Raw genomic sequence first — 23,788 nt, forward strand, 5'->3', positions numbered from 1 at the left:
TTACAATACCACCGCCTTTTCTTTAGTCAGATAAACCATATCTTCAATTCTAACTCCTAATTTATCTTGAATATAAATTCCAGGCTCGATAGTAAAAACCATTCCTTCTTTTAACTCTAAATCACTTCTTGGGCTAATGTTTGGAAGTTCATGTATATCAAGCCCTACTCCATGACCTAAACTATGTATAAATTCTTTTTCAAAGCCTGCATTTTTTATAACTTCTCTAGCTATAAAATCAAGCTCACTTGCCTTCATACCAACACGCACTTTTTCTATAGCTTTAAGTTGAGCTTGTTTGACTACTTCATAAATTTGTGCTATTTCCTTGTCTTTAAAATTAGGTTTATTTTTATCAAAAATTATTCCATTCTCATCAAAACAAGCTGTTCTAGTACGATCAGAACAATACCTTTGATACACTACTCCCGCATCAACTAATAATAAATCCCCAAATTCTAATTTTTTCTCGCTTGGTAAAGCATGGGCCTTAGCTGCATTTTCATTAATCGCCACAATAGGAGAAAACGAAAGTCCTAATTTTCCTTTTTTTTGAAAAATTTCACATGCTTTAAACCAAAGCTCTCTTTCACTTTTACCATGCCCTTCTTTGCTAATAAATTTAGCAAATTCATCAAAGCATTCTTTCCCAAAATTCACGCTCTTTTGTAAAATTTCTAATTCTTGAACAGTTTTTATAATACGTTTGTTTTTACTTAAATCTAATTTTTCTTCAAATTCTATAGTGCTATCTTTACTAAGCTCTTTAAAATCAAAACAAGTGAAATCTTTTGGATCAAAACTTATTTTTTTAATAGCATTATCTGCGAGTAATTCTCTTGCCTTAGCAAATAAATCTTGAGCTAATATAATTTGAGCATTTTTTATACATTCTTTTGCTTCAAATATATATCTAGCATCAGTAATAAAAAATGCTTCATTTTCTAAATTCAAAAACAAAGCATTATCACAAGAATATCCACATTCATAAAAAAGTGCATTCTCGTTTTTTAAAATATAATTCATTGATTTTGTTGAGCTTGTACTGCTTTATGAGCATTAATTCTTTCAAAAATTTGAAAAAGTCCCATTAATGCCATATGATAACCAAAAGGACCAAAACCTACAATACTACCTGCACAAACTGGTGCTATCATGCTTTTTTGTCTAAATTCTTCTCTTCTATAAGTATTGCTAATATGCACTTCAACTACAGGCAAATTAATCGCTGCAATTGCATCACGAATCGCTATAGAAGTGTGTGAGTAAGCAGCTGCATTGATGATTATACCATCAACACTTCCTATACATTCTTGAATTTTATCTACCAATTCTCCTTCAAAATTGCTTTGAAAAAATTCAATTTCAACATTGGATTGCTGTGCAGCCATTTTCATTTGTTCATGGATATCGTCCATTTTCATATTGCCATAAATATGAGTTTCTCTAATGCCTAACATATTTACATTTGGACCTTGTATAACCATAACTTTCATTACTTTAACCTTTTTTAGCAAAATTTACTATATTATAACATTTTAAAGCTAAATTTTAGCTACAATTTACCTTTCACTAAGGATAATGCATGTATATAATAGCTCCTAAAATTATTTTTGTCTGCGATGATGATTTTAGTATATTAAAAGATCAAGCTTTGCTTTTTGATGAAAAAATTTTACAAATAGATACTTTAGAAAATTTACAAAAAAATTATCCTCAAGCAAGGCTTATTGATATAGATAAAAACTCTATTCTCTTACCTGCTTTTATCAATCCTCACACGCATTTAGAATATAGTGCAAATAATGGAAATTTAGCATTTGGAGATTTTTTAGCTTGGCTAGAAAGTATTTTTACAAATCGCTTTGATTTAAGCCAAAAAGCTAAAGAAAATTTAATCTTAAAAAATATCCAACAAATGTTAAAAAGTGGTACAAGTACTATAGGAGAAATATCAAGTTTTGGCACCGATTTAACATCTTGTGCGAAATCTCAAGCAAGAATCATATTTTTTAATGAAATTTTAGGATCAAATGAAACTTTTATAAAAGAAAAAAAAGAAGAATTTTTAAAAAGATACAACGATAGCTTAAAATTTAAAAGCTCTAAATTTATCCCTGCTATATCTATACATTCTCCATATTCTACGCATCCTAAACTTGCTCAATTTGCGCTCAATATCGCTAAAAAAAATAAACACTTAATTTGTACTCATTTTCTAGAAAGTAATCATGAAAACAATTGGCTACGCTTTCAAAAAGGAAAATTTAAAAAAAGCTTAGTCAAATTCACCAAAAATCCAAAGCCTTTTTATACTCCTGCAAATTTTTTAAAACTTTTTGAAGGTCAAAAAACTTTATTTACCCATTGTGTATATTTAAAAGAATTTGAAAATTTAGATAAAAATTTACACTCAATCACTCATTGTGCGATGTCAAATAGACTATTAAGCAAAAAAACATTTAATTTAAAACAAAATTTAAAAAAAGGTATTAATATACACCTTGGAAGCGATGGCTTAAGCTCAAATGTATCACTAAGTATGCTAGATGAAATGCGAGCAAATTTATTAATCCATGGTGATTTTGAGTTAGAAAAATTTGCTAAAATATTACTTTTAATGGCAACAAATAAAGCCGCCAAAGCTTTAGATTTAAATTTAGGAGAAATCAAAAAAGGTAAAATTGCTGATTTTAGTATTTTTAAACTACCAAATAGTGCTAATTTAGAGCAACTTCCTTTGCAATTTATCCTACAAAGTAAAGAAGTTTCAAAAATATTTATCGAAGGAAAAGAATGCAAATTATAAAATCATTTTTTAAAGGCATAGGTAAAATTATCTCTTTTATAAACACTTATTTTAAGACTTTTGTATTTTTATTTATAGTTTTTTTAATCCTTTCTCCAAGCTCTGAAAATACAAAACTTTCTAATGCCAATTTAGCTCAAATCAACTTAAAAGGCGAAATTAGCGATGCGAGTAATCTTTTAGAGCAAATTTATAAACTTAAAGATAATGAAGCCATAAAAGGAGTATTATTTTACATCGATAGTCCTGGTGGGGCATTTGCTCCAAGTATGGAAATAGCCTTAGCTATACAAGATTTAAAAGCTAAAAAACCTGTCATAGCATATGCTGGTGGAACTATAGCTAGTGGGAGTTATTTAAGTGCTGTAGGAGCTAATGCTATCATTGCTAATCCTGCTAGTTTTGTAGGGTCTATTGGGGTGATTATGCAAGGTTTTAATGCAAGTGAGTTAGCTCAAAAAATAGGCATAAGTGATCAAACCATAAAAGCTGGAGCATACAAAGAAGCTGGAACTTTCATGCGACAATGGAGTGAAAAAGAAAAAGAATTTTTACAAAATTTAGCTGATCAAAGCTATATACTATTTACAAATTTTGTAGCTAAAAATCGCGATTTAGATCTAAATCAAACACAAATTTGGGCTGATGCAAAAGTATTTTTAGCCGATGAAGCTTTAAAATTAAAATTAATTGATAAAGTGGGAAACTATGAACTTGCTAAAAAAGAATTAGAAAAATTAGCCAAAGTAAAAAATCCTATCTGGCAAAAAGAAGATGCTATAGATAAATTCTTAAAAAGATTAGAAGAACGAAGTGCAAGTTTTTTTACAAACACCTTAACGCAAATTTTCACCCAACTAAACTCGCAAAAAATTTACTAAAACCAAAAAAAAGGTTTTAGTATTTTTCATAAATTCCATAAGTATCATTTTCCAAAAAGCCTTTGTATAAAGGTTTTAATTTCATATCTAGTTTGACATTTTCAAAAGTATTTAAATTTGAACTTGAAAAAATCAAAAACATATCCATTTCATCTTTGAAAGCTTTTAAAAAATTCTCTCCACCTTCATACATAATAAATTTAGCATCACTAGGAATGCTTGAAAAAATCTTTCTATTTGGAACACTAAATAAAGGTATAGTTTTATCAAACTCATCTATATTTTGATGGCTTAATATACATAAATTAGGTGCTTTAGCCTGAACTAATCTTACATCTAAAATAGGCCTATCATACCTTATGGTTTCACCGCCCACTACCAATAAATCAAGCTTTGAACGCACGGCATGAACATAGCTTCTACTTGCATTAGAACTTACTATTTTTCCATATGCTGAACCATTTAGCGAAAGAGCAAGTTTAAAAAATTTAAAACTTGATTTTTGCCATTTTAAAAAAGGTTTTAAAAGATCTTTAGCCCTTTGTTTGCATATACCTATTTGAACTTCTATGCCATTTTGTTTTAAAAACTTTGCTCCCCCACTTGCTATTTGGTGTTCATCTTCTATGGCAATAAAAACTTTTTTAAATCCAAGCTCACTAAAAAGTTTTGCACAAGGTGGAGTTTTTCCTTGATGATTGCAAGGTTCTAAACTCACATAAGCAATGGCATCTTTTAATAAATTTTGATGATTTTTGCAAATAAATTCATGCAAATCATTTAGATTTTTTGGTAGATTTAAATTTGAATTTAGTTTTTGTAAAGCTATGCTTATAGCCCCAAGTTCTGCATGAGCATTACCTGCTTCTTTGTGTGCTTCTATGCTTAAAATTTTACCATTTTTATCCAAAATCACACAGCCCACAGCAGGGTTTGGATAAGTTAAAAATTGATATTTCCAAGCCTCATCAATAGCCAAATTCATATAAAACTCGTGAGTCATACTACCTTCTCATCTATAAATAAGATAATTTCTAATGCCTAATTTATAGTCAATATTATATAATAGATATTTTAATTATCTTTGATTACGGATTATACGATTAAAACATGTTTGACAATACAAAAAAATTAGAAACTATTGATTTATTTGCTGGAATTGGTGGAATACGAATTAGTTTTGAAAATATATTTAAAGAAAAAATGAAAGTTGTTTTTTCCTCAGAAATAGACAAATTTGCTCGTCAAACTTATTTTGATAATTTTAACGAACTCCCACATGGAGATATAACACAAATAAATGAAAATGATATTCCTAAACATAACATATTATTAGCAGGGTTTCCATGTCAGGCCTTTTCTATTGCTGGACATAGAAAAGGCTTTAATGATACTAGAGGAACATTATTTTTTGATGTTGCACGCATAGTAAAAAAACATAAACCCGAAGTTATTTTTCTAGAAAATGTTAAAGGTTTTAAAAATCACGATAAAGGAAGAACTTTTAATATCGTAAAAAATACTTTAGAAAATATGGGTTATGATGTTTTTTCAGAAGTATTAAATGCTAGAAACTTTGGAATACCACAAAATAGAGAAAGAATATATATTGTAGCTTTTCTAAAAAATAAATTTAAAAAAATATCATTTAATTTTAATGAGTTAAAAAATATTACAATAAAATCTAAACTAGGAGACATTTTAGAGAAAAATGTAGATGAAAAATATACTATTTCAGATAAGCTATGGGCTGGTCATCAACGTAGAAAATTAGAGCATAAAAAAAGGTAATGGGTTTGGTTATTCTTTATTTAATCATAACTCAGATTATACTAGCACTATTAGTGCTAGATATTATAAAGATGGGTCTGAAATATTAATTGAACAAAAAAATAAAAATCCTAGAAAACTTACTCCAAGAGAAGCAGCTAGATTGCAAGGTTTTCCTAATAGTTTTAAAATAACAGCAAGCGATAATCAAAGTTATAAACAATTTGGTAATAGTGTAGCTATTCCCGTAATTGAAAATATTGCTAAATTAATTTATAAGGAGTTATATAATGTCAATAGATGATAAAAAATTTGATATCAATTTAAAATTTTATTTTTTTATGAAATATCTAGTTAAAATTAATTTTTCAGACACACAAATGATAAAAATTTTATACGATATATCAAAAAATGAAAATTCTTTACATAAACTTAAACAATATATAAATTTAAATACTAAAAATGGTTTAAACCAGTGGAATTATTTAGAACAAATTATTTACGAAATTAGAAATAATATAGATTTTGATATATTTATATTTTCTTTAAAAATTTATTCAATTAAAAATTTACTACTAGAATTAGCTAAAATAAAACAAATCAGCAATGCCGAGTTATTATTAAAATTAGATCCATTATCTTTAGAATACGATAAAATAACAATATATAATCCATACTCAACTAGAGTTAATGGAGCTTTGTTGGCATTAACATTTTTTAATCATATAGACAACAATCAATTCTTTCATGATGACATGAATAAAGAATATTTTTTAAGCATTTGCCACCTTTCTCAAGAATTAAAAAAACATGGCTTGGAACCAAATCAAATTTTTATGCTTATTTTCAATGAAAGTATTAATCAATCTATCATAAGTTATAGTGGTAATAATTATGAAAATAGAATACTACAAAAATTACAATCTATAGGAATAAATCAGGAAACAATAGCCAAAAAGCATGATGAAAACGATAGCTCTACAGAATTTGATTTCTTTTTTAATTTCAATGGAAAATCTTATGGAATAGGAGCAAAAAGAACTTTAAGAGAAAGATATAAGCAATTTATAAAAACAAGTCAAATGAGCAAAATAGATGTTATGATTGAAATAACTTTAGGATTAGATTTAAGTGAAGAAAAAGCAAAAGCTATTCGTAATCATGGAGTATATTTAATTGTGTCCGATGAAATATATAAACAAAACGAATATTTACAAAATATGAAAGGGATAAGTTCATCACAACTCACATTAGAATTATTACAAAATTTATAAATTTTTTCAAAAAGGTAAAGGTGCAAAAAATATTTGCACTTTTATATCACATTTTTGATCTTCAAAATGCAAATGCTTATTTGCATTAAATTCTAACTCTTTTATTATAGTTTTTAACTCATTTGTTCTTTCACAAAGTGGATAAACAAGCTTTATATTATTTATCTTAAATTTACAAGCATAAGCAAACATCTGATACAAATCACTCTGTGCTATGCCATGCTTTTTATCTTCGCTATTTTGATCGGGAATTTTCCATTTAGTATCTAAAATCATTTCATTTTCTATATACAAATCAGGCTTTAGCATAAAACATTTTTCATCATTTTTATTTGCTAGATATTTTCCACTACTTTGAGTTTTGATATTTTTATTTGGATTTGTAAATTTAAGCATATAAGCTACATAATCTTCAAAAATTTTCTCCATAGGAAAAAGCAAAGCAAAAGCTTCTTTTTGACCTTTATAAGGTGCAAAGCTTTGATTTTGTAAAAAAATCTTGCACCAAGAAAGTATATTTTCATAATAATCAAAATGTCTTGAAATTTTATAATCAAAATCTTTTGCATAATTTGTAGAAAATTCTACCCCATCTAGCATTTGCAAAGCTTTTGTGATTTTAAATTTATACATAGTTGTTTTTGATTTTAAAAATTTTAGTGTTGATTTTATCAAACGATTTGGAGCTACATCTAAAATAAATTCATCACTTTGAGTGAAAAATCTTTCTTTATGAACTAAATTTTGTTTGATATTTTCATTAAAAAGTAATTTTCCTTTCAAAAAAGCTCTATTTTCTTCAATACTTACATAATCTCTTTTTAAACCTTTTGTAATAACACTATCAAATTCATCTAAAAACATCTTAATAAAAATTTCAAACAAAGGCATTTTAGAAATTTGCAAAGATGAAATTTGAGATTTTTTAAATGGAGAATTTTTTAAAGTTTTTAGCATATTGATTAAAAGAATTTTAGGATTAAATTTAAAATTTTCTCCATAAAAATCATAATTTTTAGATGTATTATCCAATTTGTAGTATTTTTTTAGTTTTTCTTTATCGTGAGTTGAAGAATCATCTTCTTTATAACTATCTAAATCCGTGCATTTTGGTAAAATTTCTAAAACACCACTTTTTGTTTGTATAATACCCACATAATTTTTAGCTTTTAAGGTATTTTTATTTTTAAATCCTAAAAAATCTTCATTATCTTTGGCAAAATTTTCTAATTCTCCATAGAAAACTTCAGCCTTTTCTTTGAAAATCTCTTTTAAATCTTTTTTGGAAAAAGCTTGGTGTTCTATGATAGAAAAGGTATTACTTGTTTTCATTATTCATATATTTTTTTAAAAGTATTTTCATCCCATTTTTGACTATCGCTAAATTTATAAATAATCTTATCACTTTCTATAAATTCTGTCATATTTTTTAAATAATCGTTATTTATATCTTGTTTTTCTAATATACCATTTTTATTTAAAACCGCATCCATTAATGCATAATCATTGTAAAAATACTCTTGCAAAAGCGGAATAATTTTATTTTGAAAAACATTTTTTAAATCATTCAAATTTTCAACACCTATAAAAAACGCGTGTCCTATAGTTTTTTCTCTATCTAGCAAGTATTCTATACGCGTATTTATAGCTTTTAATAATTCTTGTAAATTAACACCTCCGCAATCTGTAGATAACTCGCTTACATCAGGCATCATCTCGACAAATTCAAAGCGTCTTCGCAAAGCTGTATCAAGTGAAGTGATGCTTCTATCGGCTGTATTCATAGTCCCTATGATATAAACATTTTTAGGCACCCCAAATTCTTCACCACTATAAGGCAATCTCACTTTTAACCCTTCTGGCTCACCTATCCTTTTACTAGGCTCTATCAAGGTTATAAGCTCACCAAAAATCTTACTTACATTACCACGATTGATCTCATCTATGATGATTATGTAAGGTAAATTTGTTTTTTCATCTTTTTCTTCATAATCTCTTAAACCTTGCGATTTTAAATAATGTAATATAGCTCTAACATACGCTGAATTGTATATTTCATCTACACTAGAAGTTTTATATAATTTTTCTATATTATCTATATTTACAGGATAATCTTTATGATTTTTACTCATATCATCAAATTTAATTCTAAATGTTTTTCCACCCCTATATTGAATAGAATATTTTGTATTTGGTAGTTTGAAATATTTTTCTGGATTATTACCATCTTCTTTCGCTTTTTCTTTTAAATCATTTATATGAAAATTAAAACTTTTTATATTATCTCTATTTTCCAAAGCTTTTTTACAAAGCTTTTTAAAAATCCCATCTTTTATATCATATTTTACTTCTTGAGAATTTTCATCATTATCTATTATAGGTTTTATGCCTTCTACAAATTCTTCATATCCATAGCTTTGATGAAAAGTGGTAAAAACTATTTGTCCATTTTTTACATACTCATCAAATTTCGCTTTTTTATCATCTCTATTTTCTAAATTTTCACCTAAAATTTCTAAAGCTTTATCTATGGTATGATAAGTCTTTCCTGTCCCTGGAGGTCCATAAAGAATTTGGTTTAAAGGTGGATTTTCTACATTTAATCCTTTATTTGTTTCTTTATTATTATAAAACTCTTCATCGGAAGAATTAATCAGAAAATCTCTATAATATTTTATAGCACTCGAATATCTATTTTTATTTGTAGAATTCTGATCTAAATATTTTTTATTATTTTCTAATTCTTTACATTTAAGATCAAATTGTTTTATATCACATTTATATAGATTTACATTCAAATATTTGGCAGAAATTCGAGAAATATCTTTTATATAATTTTCTTTAGTTCCTTCACTTAGTTTGCTACCATCTTTTTTAGTAACTTTATTTAAGTATATAGAAAAATTAATTTTATTTTGTTCGATTGCATTATTACTCGAATTTGAATAACACTCCCATAATGGAACCGAAACTTCATTTCTCATACTATCGAGTGTATAAATTTTATCTTTTAACAGCTTTTTATGTAATTCATAAATTTCTAAATTGCTTTTAAATTCATTTTTACATATTGCCTCTAATATATCTTTTTTAAATATATTAACAATTTTAATATCATTTGGATTTTGATAATGAAACGCTATCTTCCATTTTAAACCAAAAGGTAAAATTTCATTTAAAACTTCTTTATCAATACATTTTAAATTATTATTTTGCGAATATTCTATAACTTTAACTATTTCTTTTTTTACTTTTTCAAAAACTTCATCTTTAGTATTTCCAAGATTTTTTCTCCAAGCATATCTATTATCATATAAATAATCATCTTTTTTAGGTGGTTTTTTATAGCGATAAATTCCAAATTTTCCAGCATCATTTCCTCCAAATCCTGCATATTCTTTTAATAAAACATCTAACCAATAACAATAATAATTTGGGTTTTCATGTTTAAGATTTGTATATTCTTCAAGACTCATACTTTTAACTTTTTCTAAAGTCCAATTTTTTTGAAATTCTAAAAATTTATTACTTTCTTTTTGTTTTTCATCTAAAATAATATTCATATCTAAATCCTATTTTATTTTATAATAAATTACAAAATAATGTATTTAACTTTAATTATATAAAAGATAAGTAAAAATTTAGAATTCTAAAATTTTACCACTGCACAAAAGTTTTAGCTTTTTTTATATCATTGAAATTTATAGTAGTTTTTTCTTGGGTTTTTAAATTTTCTAAAGTGATATTTCCATCATTTACACTTATGATTTTTGCCTCGATTTTTTCTTTTTCATTTGTAGTGATTTTTACGAGTTCATTTATACTTTTTGCAAAATGATCTAATTTACTTAACTTTCTCTCAAGCCCACAGCTTGAAACTTCTAAAAAATATTCTCCATTTACAGGCGGTTCTACATCAAAAATAGGTGATAAAATTTCACTTAACTTAGCACAATCATCAAGCCTTACACCACCTTCTTTTTGCACATAAATTCTATAAATTTTTTTACCATTTTCACTTACTAACTCATCATCATAAAAACTAAGTCCGACTTCTTTACACAAAGCTTCAAGATTCATTTCTTTCCTTTTTTATCTTTTCAAAAAGTGCATCCATATGGTTTTGATACTCTAATCTATCATCAAATTTAAAATGAAAATTCGGACATCTATACCATCCTTGCTCACTCATACAGTAATTTTGCAAAGCTTTTGAAGCTTTTTTAAGCTGATTGAGTATGATTTCTTGTTCGTGAGTATTAAAAAACATCTTGTCTAAATATACAAAAGCATCATATCTACCTTTTTTACACTCTACATCAACAACGCATAAATTTTTTAAATTTGCATTATCTAAATTTGATAGAGCTTCAGGTATAAGCTCTTTTAAAATGCTTTCTGTGCGAAGTTTTTTAATCTCTGATGGATTCATAAGCTTACTTTTTCCTCAACTTCTTTATAACTTTCTATATAATCACCCACTCTCATATCATTGCATCCTTCTATACCTACACCACATTCATAGCCTTTTGCTACTTCTTTTACATCATCTTTAAAGCGTTTAAGTGAGCTTACATTGCCCTCATATACTACAACACCTTCTCTAATAAGTCTTATCTTAGCTCCGCGATTTATAATACCTTCTGTTACCATGCACCCTGCTATTTGACCTAATTTTGGCACATTTATAACTTGACGAATTTCAGCTTGGCCAAGTTGCTCTTCTGAAATAATAGGACTCATCATACCACCAAGTAAAGCTTTAACATCGTCTAATAAATTATAAATTACATTATAAGTTTTTATTTCTACACCTTTATCTTTAGCACGCTCTTTAATCTCTCCGGTTGGGCGTATATTAAAACCTATGATAATAGAATTTTCACTAGCACTTGCAAGCTCTATATCACTTTGCGTTATACCACCTACTCCACTATGTATGATATTTACTTTAATTTCATCATTTCTAAGTTTTTCTAAACTAGCCTTAAGTGCCTCTAAAGATCCTTGCACATCGGCTTTTAAAATTACAGGCAATGCTTTTAAACTTCCTTCTTTAATCTTATCTCCAAGTTCATCTATGCTTACTTTTGTTGATTTGCTAAGTTCTTTTTGGCGATTATACTCATGGCGTTTATTTGCGTATTCTCTTGCTTGTTTATCACTATCTACAACTATTAAAGTTTCACCAGCATCAGCTACTTCACTAAGTCCTATGATAACGCCACATTCACCCGGTTTTATTTCTTTTAAAGGTTTTCCTTGATCATCACTCATGGCACGAACTTTACCATAAGCAACACCTGCTACCATTGTATCTCCAACTTTTAAAGTTCCATTTTGAACTATTATAGTAGCTACAGGACCTCTACCTTTTTGCACTGAAGATTCTATAATACTAGCTTTTGCTTTAGTTTTAGGATTTGCTTTTAGTTCTAAAATATCAGCTTGAAGTAAAACTATCTCAAGCAAATCTTCTATACCATCGCCTTTTTTAGCTGAAACAGGGACAAATTCATAAGATCCACCCCATTCTACTGGCATTATTTCCATTTCTGCAAGTTGAGTTTTTACCATATCTGGATTTGCATTTTCTTTATCCATTTTATTTATTGCTATGATTATAGGCACATTAGCAGCTTTTGCGTGATTTATAGCTTCTTTGGTTTGTGGTTTTACTCCATCATCAGCTGCAACAACTATAATAACAATATCTGTTATACTAGCTCCTCTTGCACGCATAGCTGTAAAAGCTTCATGGCCTGGAGTATCTATAAAGGTTATTTTTCTTCCATTTTTTTCTACCATATAAGCACCAACATGCTGAGTTATGCCACCTGCTTCACCACTTGCGATACGAGATTTTCTTATAAAATCAAGTAAAGAAGTTTTACCATGATCAACATGCCCCATTATAGTGATAACTGGCGCTCTTTGGCTTAAATTTTCTTCTACTTGATTTTCATCATAATCTTTTACATAGTCAAATTCATTTGCTTCGTCTATTATGTTAATCTCTATACCAAATTCTTCAGCTAAAATTTCTATAGCCGTTTCATCTAAAAAGTCATTTTTGGTAGTCATCATACCAAGCATAAAAAGCTTTGAGATAATTTCACCTGTATTTTTGCCTATTTTATCAGCAAATTCATAAACACGAATTTCTTTAGGTATATTAACACTTGTTATGGCTTCACTTTCTTTTTTTTCTATCTTTTTAGGTGGTTTTTTACGACTTCTTCTTTGAATTCCACCTTCGCCAAAAGGATTAATGGAATTATTTAAAGATTGTCTTAAAACGCTTGGTTGTTTTTTGTTTAAATTTGCACTTGGTTTTTGTTGCTCTTGAACACTAAAGTCAGGCAAAACCACTTCATCTTCATTCTCTAATGAAATTTCAGCAAAATCTTTATCACCTAAAAGATCCATTTTGGTAGTATTTTCTTTTTTACTTGCAACTGGATGATGAGGTTTTTTTTCTTTTTTCTTTTTCTTTAAATTCTCATCAGAATTAGAAAAAATCATACTCAAACTGAAACCTTGAGTATTTTGAGTTGATTTTTCTTCCTTTTGAGCTAAATTTTCTTTTGCTTCTTCTTTTTTCTTTTTGACAATCACCAAACCTCTTCGTTTAGCTAAATTCAAATTTGAACCTAATTTTTCTTCTAATTTAATTTCTTCTTTTTCTTTTTGGGTAATTTCTTCTTTAATAGGATTTGTAATTGTTGCTACTTTTTCTTCTTTTATTTGAGGGATTTTAGTGCTAGTTTTGGGTTCTTTTTTGTTAATTTTTTTCTCTTGTTTTTTGGGTTCTTCTTCTTTTTTGATGGTTTTTTTTGTAGTGCTTTCTTTTTTAGGTTTTTGCATTTTTTTAACCACATCTAAAATTTTACCAGATTGAACATACTCATATATAGCTACTGCTATTTCAGAAGATACTTTCTTATTGGGTGATTTTATATCTTCTAAGCCCATCTCAACTGCTTTTTCTATGATCTCTTTACTTGAGTATCCTAATTCTTGAGCTATCTCGCTAATCTTTACATCTGCCATTAAAAAATATCTCCTTTAATTCCTGCTGTTTTACACTGCCACCAAAACTACCCTTGCTAACTTTTAAAAAGGTTTTTTGTAAGGTCTTATCGTCTTTATTTAAACACAAATTACAAATATACAAACTTCTTCCAAATTCTACTTTTGTAATAATTTGAGAGTTTTTAATTTGAAATTGGTATAAACTTTGTTTCTCGAAACGACCTTTGCATGCAATGCACATTCTAATGGGTATATGATTTTTCAAAATTATATCTTTTTTTTTAAATTTTTAGCAAATTTTAAAGCCTTCATTGTCAAAATCTAAAAGCTTAACTCGAAAGTTACCAAATTTATTTTTAAGCTTTTCTTGAATATTTTTTGCATCATCATTATAAGCTAAGGTAAAAAAGCTTGAGCCTGAACCTGAAAGTGTGCTCATAAGAGCATTATTTTGCAAAGAAATTTTTTGCACTTCAAATAAATCTGGCAAAATTTTCATTCTTTGTTCTTGATGAAGCTTATCCAAACTAGCATATTTTAATAAATCATATTTTTTTTCTAAAAAACATGCGGTTAAAAATGAAGAATGACAAAGATTAAAAACCCCATCACTAAAATTGATTTTTTTTGCTAAAACTGATCTTGATTTTTGAGTATTCATAGGCACATTTGGTATGGTAATGATAGCTTTTAAATCTTTATCTATATTTTTTTTAATGGCTAAAACTTTATCATTTTGCACTATAGAACATACAAAACCACCAAGTGTAGCTGGGGCTATATTATCTGGATGATTTTCAAATTTTAAAGCTTCATTTAAAATAGTATTTTTATCTATCTTGAAACCACTCATACCATAAGCACAAGCAATAGCTGCTACAATAACAGCAGAAGAACTCCCCATACCTCTTGATAAAGGAATTTTATTGTAAAAAATAAAACGAAAATTTTCTTTTTTACCGCTTAATCTTTGATAAATTTCATTAAAAATATTTATAAAAGTATTGTTTTTTTTAAGGTACATATTATTTTCACCTTCTCCATGCACGCTAATACTAAAAAATTTTGATTTTTCTACTATGGTTTGATTGTAATATCTTAAACTTAAACCTAGACAATCAAACCCTGGGCCTAAATTGGCACTTGTAGCAGGAACTAAAATTTTCATTTAAACCTCAATTAATCGCATCTAAGACATAAAAAGGAGTATGATCCTCACTCAAATTTAAATTTTTCAAACTTTGTGGCATAAAAAATTTCCCAGCTTGTGCTTTTTGTAAGCAAATATCACCTTTTTCATTTTTTACAAAACACAAATGTTTATTAGCTGGTATTGGCTCGTTATTATTTAACTCAAAAGCATTTATGGCTAACAAAGGTATGTTTTTAACAATAGCTAAAGTTTTAAACGATACATAGCTAATCTTAATACCCATATATGAACCTGGTCCATGAACATAAATTAATTTTTCAAGCTCATACTTAAAAAGTATTTCTTGCATTATTTTGGGTAAAATTTCACTTACTTTTAAATCATTTTCAATAAGCTCTAATAAATTCTCATTTTCATAAATTCCAAGCATTAAAGGCTTAGAAATAGCATTTAAAAGCAAAGTAATCTTTTTTATGCAAAAACCTTTTCATAGACTTTTTGAGTACTTTTTTCTAAGCTTACCACCTCATATGCACTAGAATCTTTTAATAATTCTTTTGTTAAAAGATGATTAAGTTTATGCGAACCCGCATAAGAAGTATAATTTCCAAAAACTCTATACCCAAGCAAAGTCAAATCCCCAATAGCATCTAAAATTTTATGACGCACAAACTCGTCTTTAAAGCGCAAACCTTCAGGATTTAAAATACGATTATCATCAATTACTACTGCATTCTCCAAGCTTCCACCAAGACCTAAATTCATAGCTCTTAGTGCTTGAACATCTTTTAAAAAGCCAAAAGTCCTAGCCCTTGCTATTTGCTCGATATAGTTTTGCTTACTAAATTCAAAACAATAATTTTGTTTTCCGATGATAGGATTATCAAATTCTATAGTATAGTTTATAATAGGCATATCTGTAGGACTTAAGCGAACAAATTTATTACCTTCTTTAACTTCAATAGTTTTTTTAATCACTAAAATTTTCTTTACCTCATCAAGCTCTTTTAAACCTGCTTCATCAAGCATCATACAAAAACCTATACTACTACCATCCATAACAGGAGCCTCATTAGCGCTTAATACGATACGAATATTATCTATACCATAAGCATTAATAGCACTCATTAAATGCTCTATAGTTGAGATATATCCTCTTTGATCTCCTATTACTGTGGCCATTTTTGTGTCAATGACATTTTGAGGCTTGGCTTCATAAGAAATTCCAAGATCACTTCTATAAAAAACTATGCCACTATTTGCCTCTAATGGTTCTAATTGGATACTAATTGGTTCTCCTTTATGCAAGCCTATACCTACACCTTTTACAATCTTTTCTATAGTTGTTTGATTCATCTTATTCACTCAAAATTTTTTTCTTACTTGAATTTAAAACATTATATATATTATCTTTTATCCATTTTGCATCCTGCCATTGTTCAGGACGCACCTCAATTCCTTGAACCAATACTCCAAAATGCACATGATCTCCAAGTGCCAAGCCTGTAGTTCCGGTAGTGCCTATGATTTCTCCTGCTTTAACTTTATCTCCTACATTTACTTTTGCATCAGTACAATGCCCATAAAGAGTATAAATTCCAAAGCCATGATAAATAATAATATTTAATCCATAAATTCCATTTTCTTGGACAAGGACAACTTCACCATCATTATTACTAATAATAGGAGCTTCTTTAACACTAGCCAAATCAAGTCCCATATGATAAGAACTACTCAAAGGTTCATTATTATAAGAATAAAATCTATGATCAGCATAATCAGCAACTTTTTGACCATTTTTTAAAGGTGCAAAAAGATTTATCTTAAAATTGTTGATAATATCATCTGGAACCTTACTCGTAATCTCATGTATCAATGCTTCATTAGAATTTCTTAAATCTTCATTGACAAATTTAAATTTTTCAAGTCTAGTTAATTCTCGACCCTTTGGAGCATATGTTTTAGCTAAAAATTCAATTTTACCATCTATAAATTTATCATTTAATTTTATATTAGATACTCGGTATTTTTTATTAGCAAAATAGTATCTAATTCTTTGTTTATTAATATTTCCTGCTTTATCTTTAGCTACAATATAAGCTCTAAAATTTTCATCTTTAACATCCCAAGGAATCAATGCTGCGTAGTATCCTTTTTTAACAAAAGGAATTGCTTTAAATACTCTATCTTTATCAGTTATTATATACACATCTTCTAAATTTTCATCATTTGCTTTAAATACTACACTACCTACTCCACCTTGTTCTATTTGATAAGAATTATTTATAATATCTACTGCAGGATTTTTTGTATCTACTATAATTTTTACCTCTTTAGAAGCAATATTTCCTAAGAAAAGATTCCAAAAGCTACTATCACTAGCTTCGATTAAAAGCTTATATGAATTTATTTTTTCTTTATAAGCTAATTTCGGAAGTTTTAAATCAAAGCGTATATTTTTCTTTTTTCCTTGAACTTTTTCATTGACTAAAATTTGGCCATTTAGCTCATTGTCTTTAAATAAAGTTACTTTTACATCTTTTAGAGTAATTTTATCATCAATTTCTATAGTAATTGGATTATTTAAATTGCTATATATAACTTCTGCTTTAGTTTTAATAATAGGAACTCCTCTTTCAAACCATCCTGTATTTAAAACAAAAGCGGCTATGATGATTAATACCAAAAATACTAAGAAAAACCATTTTTTATTTGATCTTTTACGAGCAAAAACCATTTCTACCTTCAATCTTAAAAATTTAATTTTGTTATACAATATATTATTCTATAGCAAATTAAGAGTAAATTAATAGATAAAAATTACAAAATTTCTCTCAAATTTCTTTGTATCTTTAAAATATAGATAAAAATCTTTTATGTGAATCAAATCTAACTATTCCAACTTTTATAATTTTGCATTAAAAACTATTGATTAAAAATATTTTGCTATCATAATGCTTTTGTATATAAAATTTTAGGTAATTGCTAATGAGAAAATGGTTTATATTTTTTGCGCTATCAAGCTCACTTTGTGCATCTACTATTAAAGAAATTAAATTTGAAGGTTTGTCTCAACTTTCCAAAGAAAGTGCTTTAGCTATTTCAAAGCTAAAAATTGGACAAAAAATTAACCTTGCAAATATAGACACAGCTGTTAAAAATCTTTTTAGTAGAAACTATTTTAAAGACATAGTGGTAGAAGAAAATAATGGAGTGATTATTTTTAAAGTAGTTGAAAAACCTTCCATTGGAAAAATAGATATACAAGGTATCGCAAGTAATGATAGAAAACAAATAGAAAATCTTGTAGGATTAAAACCTGGTCTTTTATATGATGAAAATTCTATTAAAGAATCCATAGAAAAAATAAAGCTTTTCTATCAAGCAAAAGGCTTTTACGACACTGTAGTAGAAGTAAAAAGTGAGAAACTTAGTAACTCTAGCGCTTTAAAAGTTACCTTTATCGTCAATCGCGGTGAAAATATTATTATAGAAAATGTCCATTTAAGTGGGGCTAAAAAATTAGATTATTCAGATATAGAACCAGCTATTGCTAATAAACAAAGAGAACTATTGGGTTGGATGTGGGGCTTTAATGATGGAAAACTTAAAATTTTTGATTTAGAAAGTGATAGCTCAAGAATCTCTGATGTGTATTTAAAAAAAGGTTATTTGGATGTTAGCGTATCTCCAGCATTTTTAAAAACTTACATGGATACTTACCAAGCTGATTTAACTTATTTTATCAATGAAGGTGAAATTTATAAAGTCAAAGATATTCAAATTTATAATCCTGTTTTTAGCGAGGAAGAAAATAAAAAATTAGTAAAAGATCTTGAATTAAGCATAGGAAAAAAAGTCAATATAGAAAAATTAAGAAAAGATATAAAAACCATAGAAACAAAAACTGCTGATTTAGGTTATGCTTATACCCAAGTTATACCAGATATTCAAAAAGATAAAGAAAAGCATGAAGCTGTGATAATATTTAAAGTCATACCAAATGAAAAAGTTTATATAAGAAATGTTGAAATTTCAGGTAATACAAAAACAGTCGATAGAGTCATTCGTAGAGAGCTTTACCTAACCGAAGGAAACCTTTACAACCGAACAGATTTGATAGATTCGCGCAACGCATTAAGAAGAACTGCCTATTTTGAAAATGTAGATATAAAAGAACAAAGAGTTGATGATACCCATATGGACTTGATAGTTGAAGTCAAAGAAGCTTCAACTGGAGCTATATCAGGCGGTATTGGCTATGGCACAAGTGATGGAATCTTGCTTAGCGCTTCTTTATCGGATGCAAATATTTTAGGTTCTGGTATGAAAGGTAGTGTTAATATCGATAAAGGCGATGAAACTTTATCAGGAAGAGTAACTTTAAAAAATCCAAGGGTAAATGATAGTGAGTATTCACTTGGTGGATCTTTATATTCTGATCGTTTTGAATGGAATAGCTATGATGAAAGAAATCATGGTTTTGACATTAGCGTAGGTAAATCTTTAGGAAGATACACTAGTGTAGATCTTACTTACAATCTTGAACAAAGTGATATTTATCATTTGAGCGATCGTTTGATTAATCAAGGCTATAAATTAGGAAAAAGCTATAAAAGTTCTATTGCTCCATCTATTGTATTTAATAATACAGATGATTATTATTTACCAAGAACTGGGTTTATCGCTTCTACTACTTTAGAATATGCAGGATTAGGTGGGGATCAAAAATTTATTAGCTCAACTAGTAAATTTAATTATTATCAAGGTTTGGAAGATTACATAGGCTGGGATTTAATTTATCGTTATAAGGCAAGTTTTTATAAGGTATGGGATCAAGGATATTTACCAATTAATGAAAAATTATACCTAGGTGGTATAGGAACGATTCGAGGTTTTGATAGAAGAAGTGTTAGTCCTAAAAATGCATGGGGAGATGAGACTGGAGGAACTATAGCATTTGCAAATTCTGTAGAGCTTAGTTTTCCTATATTTGATAGAATCAAACTTAGAGGAAGTGTCTTTTTTGATTATGGCACTATAGGAGAAAGTTCAATCACTCAAATTCAAAGATGGAGCACTGGGGTGGGTTTTGAATGGCTAACACCGCTTGGGGCTTTGAATTTAGTTTTTGCTAAACCATTTAATACTAGATCAACTGATGATTTAAGCAAATTTGAATTTATGTTAGGCGCAAGATTTTAAAATCTTGTTATAATTTTGAAATTTTATTTTAGGTAGAGATGATGAATTTTTTAGATATTTTTTCTAGTATAAGACGCAAACAAGCAACCCCAAATGAAGCACCAAATCACTGGGTAAAATGTAATTCTTGTCATGCACTAATGTACTACAAAGAAATAGAAACTTCTTATAATGTTTGCCCAAAATGCAATTTTCACATGAGACTTTCTCCATTAAAACGCATAGAATTATTAAGTGATGAAAACTCTTTTATAGAAATGGATAAAGATCTACACGCTATAGATCCTTTAAAATTTGTTGATAGTAAATCTTATAAAAAAAGATTAGCAGAAAATGAAGAAAAAACAGGTAGAAAAAGTGCTCTTATAAGTGGAGAATGTACTATAGATGGAACAAAAACTCAACTTGTTGTTTTTGATTTTTCTTTTATGGGTGGAAGTTTAGGTTCGGTTGAGGGTGAAAAAATTGTAAGAGCGATAGAAAGAGCGATAGAAAAAAAGACTCCTGTAGTAATTGTAAGTGCTAGTGGTGGTGCTAGAATGCAAGAAAGTACTTATTCTTTAATGCAAATGAGCAAAACAAGTGCGGCATTAAAACTTTTAGCTGAAGAAAAATTACCCTTTATTTCAGTATTAACCGATCCTACTATGGGTGGAGTAAGTGCATCTTTTGCATGGCTTGGAGATATTATCATAGCTGAACCTGGAGCATTAGTAGGCTTTGCTGGCGCAAGAGTTATCAAGCAGACTATAGGAGCTGATTTACCTGAAGGTTTCCAAAGAGCTGAATTTTTACTTGAACACGGCTTAATTGATGCTATAGTAGAAAGAAATGATCATAAAAAATTTATTGGTGATTTTTTAAGATTTTTTTCTAAAAATTAAAAATGCAAATTCAAATCATTAGCATACAAAAAAATAACAATGATGAATTTTATAAGCTTAATGAATACTATATCAAGCTTATAAAAAAATTTGCAAATTTTAATCAAATATGTGTTTTTAATAATAAAATAGCTAACGCACAAAATATTAATACCAATGAAGCAAAAAAAGCTTATACTCAAGCTTTAAATCCCTACAAGAAAGGTTTTTGTATAGCCTTGGATGAAAAAGGAAAAGAATTTACAAGTATTGAATTTGCTTCGTTTTTACAAGATAAAAATGAAATTTCTTTTTTCATAGGTGGAGCATATGGCTTTGAAAAAACTTTTCTTGAACAAATGGATATAAATTTAGCTTTAAGTAAAATGACTTTAGCCCATAAATTTGCAAAAACAATGCTTTTAGAACAAATTTATCGAGCATTTTGCATTAATACAAACCATCCATACCACAAATAGGAGCATTTATGCAAGAATTACAACTTGAAGAATTTAAACTTATTCTTGAAAAAAGACAAGAAGAAATTTTACAAGAGCTTCAAGGTAATATAACTAATATCAAGAATCTCCACAGTAGCGAACCACGCGATGAAGTAGATATACAACAAATTGATAATAGCTCACACATTGATTTTACGATAAATGAAAATTTAAAAAAAGAATTAAATGAAATTAAGCTTTCATTAAGTAAAATAGATAACAACACCTACGGAATTTGCGAATATTGTGAGGAATACATTCACCCTGAAAGATTGAAAGTCAAACCTCATGCAAAATATTGCATTAATTGTCGTGAAAATTTAGAAAAAAGGAAAGAAATATGAAAGTAAAATTATTTTTCTTTGCAAGTTTGATTTATCTTTTAATCATCGCTGCTTTAGTTTATAATTTAAATTTAGGTGATTATACTTTCACTCTTTCTACTTTTGAACTTACTTTGCCTATTAGCATATGGATCATTCTGCCTGCTTTTATTTTAATGATATTAGCACTTTTACATATGAGTTTTTATGGATTTTTAAAACATTTACAATTTAAAAATCTTATAAAAGATAGTAAAAACTATGAAAATTTAATCGAAAATTTATTACTCAAAAAAAATGTTAAAGTTAAATTTAAAACCCAAGAATTCCAAGATATAGAAAAAATTACCAAAAGTTTGGTATTTAAAGAAAAAGTGCAAAATGAAAAAATTGATATTATTATTGATATTTTAGATGAAATTTATAATGGATCTTTTGTAGATCTTAAAAAATATAAATTAGATTATAATAATGAAATTTTCATACTCAATGAGAAAAATCACTTCAGTAAAGACTATGATTATGCATTTTCATACTTAAAAAATAAAGAAAAATTAAACAATGATCTAGATATTAGTGCTTATAAAGCAATTTTAAAACAAGCCCCTTATAACAAAATAAAAAGCTTAAAAATTCAAAAATCTCAAGAAGATATTTTAACTCTTTTCCAACGCTATGAATTAGAAAATTTAGAACTTTCACTTGCTGAAATAGAAATTTTACTAAGTATAAATGAAATCAATGAGCAAATATTTTTACAAAGTGCAAAAATTCTTTGTAAAAAAATAGAACCTCAAAATTTAATAGTTTTATTTAAAAAGATCAAAGATACTCATACACAAGCTTTTAGAGCATATTGCTATATTTTGGTTGAATTTGGTATGTATGAAGAATTAATGAGCGAATTAGGCAATGATCAACAAGAATTTAAAGATTTTAGACTTATATTGTTTTTAAAAGAACATAATAAAAAATTTGATTTAGATAAAATGATACAATGATTGATTTTAAGCAAAAACCTTTATTTTTAGCTCCTATGGCTGGATTTTCTGACTTACCTTTGCGTAATTTAGTAAAACAATTTGGAGCTGATGTTACAATTAGCGAGATGATCAGTTCTAATGCTTTAGTGTATGAAAGTGAAAAAACCTTAAAAATGCTACAAAAAGCCGAACTTGAAAATCCTTATATAGTTCAAATTGCAGGATCAGATGAAAAAATCATCAAACAAGCTGTAGAAATCTTAAATCGTTTTGATTTTATAGATGGAATTGATTTTAATTGTGGTTGCCCTGTAAATAAGGTCATAAAACAATGCTCAGGAAGTGCTCTTTTGCAAGATCTTGATAAATTACAAAAAATTTTAGAACTCATTAAAAAAACAAGCAAGAAAAAAACAACAAGTGTTAAAGTAAGATTAGGATATGATAAAAAAGATCCTATCTGTATAGCAAAAGCTTGTGAAAATGCTGGGGTTGATTTTATCAGCATGCATGGTCGAACAAGAAAGCAAATGTATAGTGGAAATGCTGATTATGAAGCCATAGCACTAGCTAAAGAAAATATCAAAATTCCTTTAGTTGCAAATGGCGATATAAATGCTTTAAATGCTCAAGAAGTATTTAATAAAACTAAATGCGATGCATTAATGATAGGAAGAGCTAGTATAGGTAAACCTTGGATTTTTTATGAAATCAAGCAAGGTATAAAAATAGATAAAAAAACTAAAAATGAAATCATTTTTGCTCATTTTGAAGAAATGTTAAAACATTACAAAGAACAAGGTGTTAGTATTTTTAGAAAGCATTTGCATGAATACTCCAAAGGACTTGAAGATGCTTCAAATTTTAGAGATCAAGTAAATCGCATTAACGATCCTCAAATTATGCGAGATTGTATGAGAGAATTTTTCAATAAGGAATGATTTTTGCTTGTTTAGCAATAAGCAATATAATGAAGAGATACCATAAAACAA

The 23,788-nt window shown here is 27.7% G+C and carries 21 protein-coding genes and 1 pseudogene; 10 read left to right on the forward strand and 12 right to left on the reverse strand.

What is annotated here, in order from left to right; all coding sequences use genetic code 11:
* Together FPD38_RS07400 and aroQ are read right to left on the reverse strand one after the other, a co-directional pair.
* Positions 1-1,026 carry a M24 family metallopeptidase gene (locus FPD38_RS07400; protein WP_147556082.1) on the reverse strand — a complete coding sequence of 342 codons (1,026 nt, stop codon included), beginning with the start codon at positions 1,024-1,026 and terminating at the stop codon, positions 1-3.
* Positions 1,023-1,496, reverse strand: coding sequence for a type II 3-dehydroquinate dehydratase (gene aroQ / locus FPD38_RS07405; RefSeq protein WP_147556083.1), 474 nt, complete (start codon positions 1,494-1,496; stop codon positions 1,023-1,025). The genes FPD38_RS07400 and aroQ overlap by 4 nt, the downstream gene beginning before the upstream one ends.
* A gap of 89 nt (positions 1,497-1,585) precedes the next feature.
* On the opposite strand from aroQ, the gene mqnF reads away from it, so the two are divergent.
* Together mqnF and sppA are read left to right on the forward strand one after the other, a co-directional pair.
* Entirely contained in the window at positions 1,586-2,809 is a 1,224-nt protein-coding gene (mqnF, locus tag FPD38_RS07410; RefSeq protein ID WP_147556084.1) for an aminofutalosine deaminase family hydrolase, read from the forward strand.
* Positions 2,797-3,690, forward strand: a complete 894-nt coding sequence (gene sppA / locus FPD38_RS07415; protein ID WP_147556085.1) for a signal peptide peptidase SppA — start codon at positions 2,797-2,799, stop codon at positions 3,688-3,690. The genes mqnF and sppA overlap by 13 nt, the downstream gene beginning before the upstream one ends.
* A 16-nt stretch (positions 3,691-3,706) precedes the next feature.
* Here sppA and ribD read toward each other — a convergent pair whose 3' ends face one another.
* Positions 3,707-4,693 (reverse strand): bifunctional diaminohydroxyphosphoribosylaminopyrimidine deaminase/5-amino-6-(5-phosphoribosylamino)uracil reductase RibD, encoded by a 987-nt coding sequence (gene ribD / locus FPD38_RS07420; protein ID WP_147556086.1) that lies wholly within the window; start codon positions 4,691-4,693, stop codon positions 3,707-3,709.
* A 107-nt stretch (positions 4,694-4,800) separates the two neighbouring features.
* On the opposite strand from ribD, the pseudogene FPD38_RS07425 reads away from it, so the two are divergent.
* Together FPD38_RS07425 and FPD38_RS07430 are read left to right on the forward strand one after the other, a co-directional pair.
* A pseudogene (locus FPD38_RS07425) lies at positions 4,801-5,764 on the forward strand (DNA cytosine methyltransferase).
* Positions 5,751-6,734, forward strand: coding sequence for a PDDEXK family nuclease (locus tag FPD38_RS07430; protein ID WP_147556088.1), 984 nt, complete (start codon positions 5,751-5,753; stop codon positions 6,732-6,734). The pseudogene FPD38_RS07425 and the gene FPD38_RS07430 overlap by 14 nt, the downstream one beginning before the upstream one ends.
* 6 nt (positions 6,735-6,740) lie before the next feature.
* Here FPD38_RS07430 and FPD38_RS07435 read toward each other — a convergent pair whose 3' ends face one another.
* From FPD38_RS07435 to pgp6, 9 genes are all read right to left on the reverse strand, one after another.
* Entirely contained in the window at positions 6,741-8,066 is a 1,326-nt protein-coding gene (locus tag FPD38_RS07435; RefSeq protein WP_147556090.1) for an McrC family protein, read from the reverse strand.
* On the reverse strand, positions 8,066-10,297 hold the full coding sequence (locus tag FPD38_RS07440; RefSeq protein ID WP_261798318.1) for an McrB family protein: 2,232 nt from the start codon (positions 10,295-10,297) through the stop codon (positions 8,066-8,068). The genes FPD38_RS07435 and FPD38_RS07440 overlap by 1 nt, the downstream gene beginning before the upstream one ends.
* Before the next feature lie 94 nt (positions 10,298-10,391).
* The gene (gene rimP / locus FPD38_RS07445; protein ID WP_147556092.1) at positions 10,392-10,814 is read right to left on the reverse strand and encodes a ribosome maturation factor RimP; all 423 of its coding nucleotides are present in this window, start codon (positions 10,812-10,814) and stop codon (positions 10,392-10,394) included.
* A complete protein-coding gene (gene rbfA, locus FPD38_RS07450) occupies positions 10,804-11,166 on the reverse strand; it encodes a 30S ribosome-binding factor RbfA (RefSeq protein ID WP_039665062.1) in 363 nt (120 codons plus the stop codon). Before rbfA ends, rimP begins: the two co-directional genes overlap by 11 nt.
* Positions 11,163-13,787, reverse strand: coding sequence for a translation initiation factor IF-2 (infB, locus tag FPD38_RS07455; RefSeq protein WP_147556095.1), 2,625 nt, complete (start codon positions 13,785-13,787; stop codon positions 11,163-11,165). Before infB ends, rbfA begins: the two co-directional genes overlap by 4 nt.
* Positions 13,788-14,058: 271 nt before the next feature.
* Positions 14,059-14,937 carry a homoserine kinase gene (thrB, locus tag FPD38_RS07465; RefSeq protein WP_147556097.1) on the reverse strand — a complete coding sequence of 293 codons (879 nt, stop codon included), beginning with the start codon at positions 14,935-14,937 and terminating at the stop codon, positions 14,059-14,061.
* A gap of 7 nt (positions 14,938-14,944) precedes the next feature.
* Positions 14,945-15,352, reverse strand: coding sequence for a tRNA threonylcarbamoyladenosine biosynthesis protein TsaB (locus FPD38_RS07470; RefSeq protein WP_187153123.1), 408 nt, complete (start codon positions 15,350-15,352; stop codon positions 14,945-14,947).
* 41 nt (positions 15,353-15,393) lie between these two features.
* Positions 15,394-16,278 (reverse strand): UDP-3-O-acyl-N-acetylglucosamine deacetylase, encoded by an 885-nt coding sequence (gene lpxC / locus FPD38_RS07475; RefSeq protein WP_147556240.1) that lies wholly within the window; start codon positions 16,276-16,278, stop codon positions 15,394-15,396.
* A gap of 1 nt (position 16,279) precedes the next feature.
* Positions 16,280-17,659, reverse strand: a complete 1,380-nt coding sequence (gene pgp6, locus FPD38_RS07480; RefSeq protein ID WP_147556101.1) for a peptidoglycan metallopeptidase Pgp6 — start codon at positions 17,657-17,659, stop codon at positions 16,280-16,282.
* Positions 17,660-17,910: 251 nt separating this feature from the next.
* On the opposite strand from pgp6, the gene bamA reads away from it, so the two are divergent.
* From bamA to FPD38_RS07510, 6 genes are read left to right on the forward strand one after another with little or no spacing between them, the layout of a single operon-like run.
* Positions 17,911-20,127, forward strand: a complete 2,217-nt coding sequence (gene bamA, locus FPD38_RS07485; protein WP_147556103.1) for an outer membrane protein assembly factor BamA — start codon at positions 17,911-17,913, stop codon at positions 20,125-20,127.
* 41 nt (positions 20,128-20,168) lie between these two features.
* The gene (gene accD / locus FPD38_RS07490; protein WP_147556105.1) at positions 20,169-21,011 is read left to right on the forward strand and encodes an acetyl-CoA carboxylase, carboxyltransferase subunit beta; all 843 of its coding nucleotides are present in this window, start codon (positions 20,169-20,171) and stop codon (positions 21,009-21,011) included.
* A gap of 2 nt (positions 21,012-21,013) precedes the next feature.
* Entirely contained in the window at positions 21,014-21,469 is a 456-nt protein-coding gene (locus FPD38_RS07495) for a 23S rRNA (pseudouridine(1915)-N(3))-methyltransferase RlmH (RefSeq protein ID WP_147556107.1), read from the forward strand.
* 8 nt (positions 21,470-21,477) lie between these two features.
* Complete coding sequence (dksA, locus tag FPD38_RS07500; protein ID WP_147556109.1) at positions 21,478-21,834, forward strand: RNA polymerase-binding protein DksA; 357 nt, start codon at positions 21,478-21,480, stop codon at positions 21,832-21,834.
* Entirely contained in the window at positions 21,831-22,814 is a 984-nt protein-coding gene (locus FPD38_RS07505) for a hypothetical protein (protein WP_147556110.1), read from the forward strand. The genes dksA and FPD38_RS07505 overlap by 4 nt, the downstream gene beginning before the upstream one ends.
* Positions 22,811-23,737 carry a tRNA dihydrouridine synthase gene (locus FPD38_RS07510; RefSeq protein WP_147556112.1) on the forward strand — a complete coding sequence of 309 codons (927 nt, stop codon included), beginning with the start codon at positions 22,811-22,813 and terminating at the stop codon, positions 23,735-23,737. The genes FPD38_RS07505 and FPD38_RS07510 overlap by 4 nt, the downstream gene beginning before the upstream one ends.
* Positions 23,738-23,788 lie beyond the last annotated feature (51 nt).

The sequence above is a fragment of the Campylobacter volucris genome, from assembly GCF_008011665.1.
Taxonomy (GTDB): domain Bacteria; phylum Campylobacterota; class Campylobacteria; order Campylobacterales; family Campylobacteraceae; genus Campylobacter_D; species Campylobacter_D volucris_A.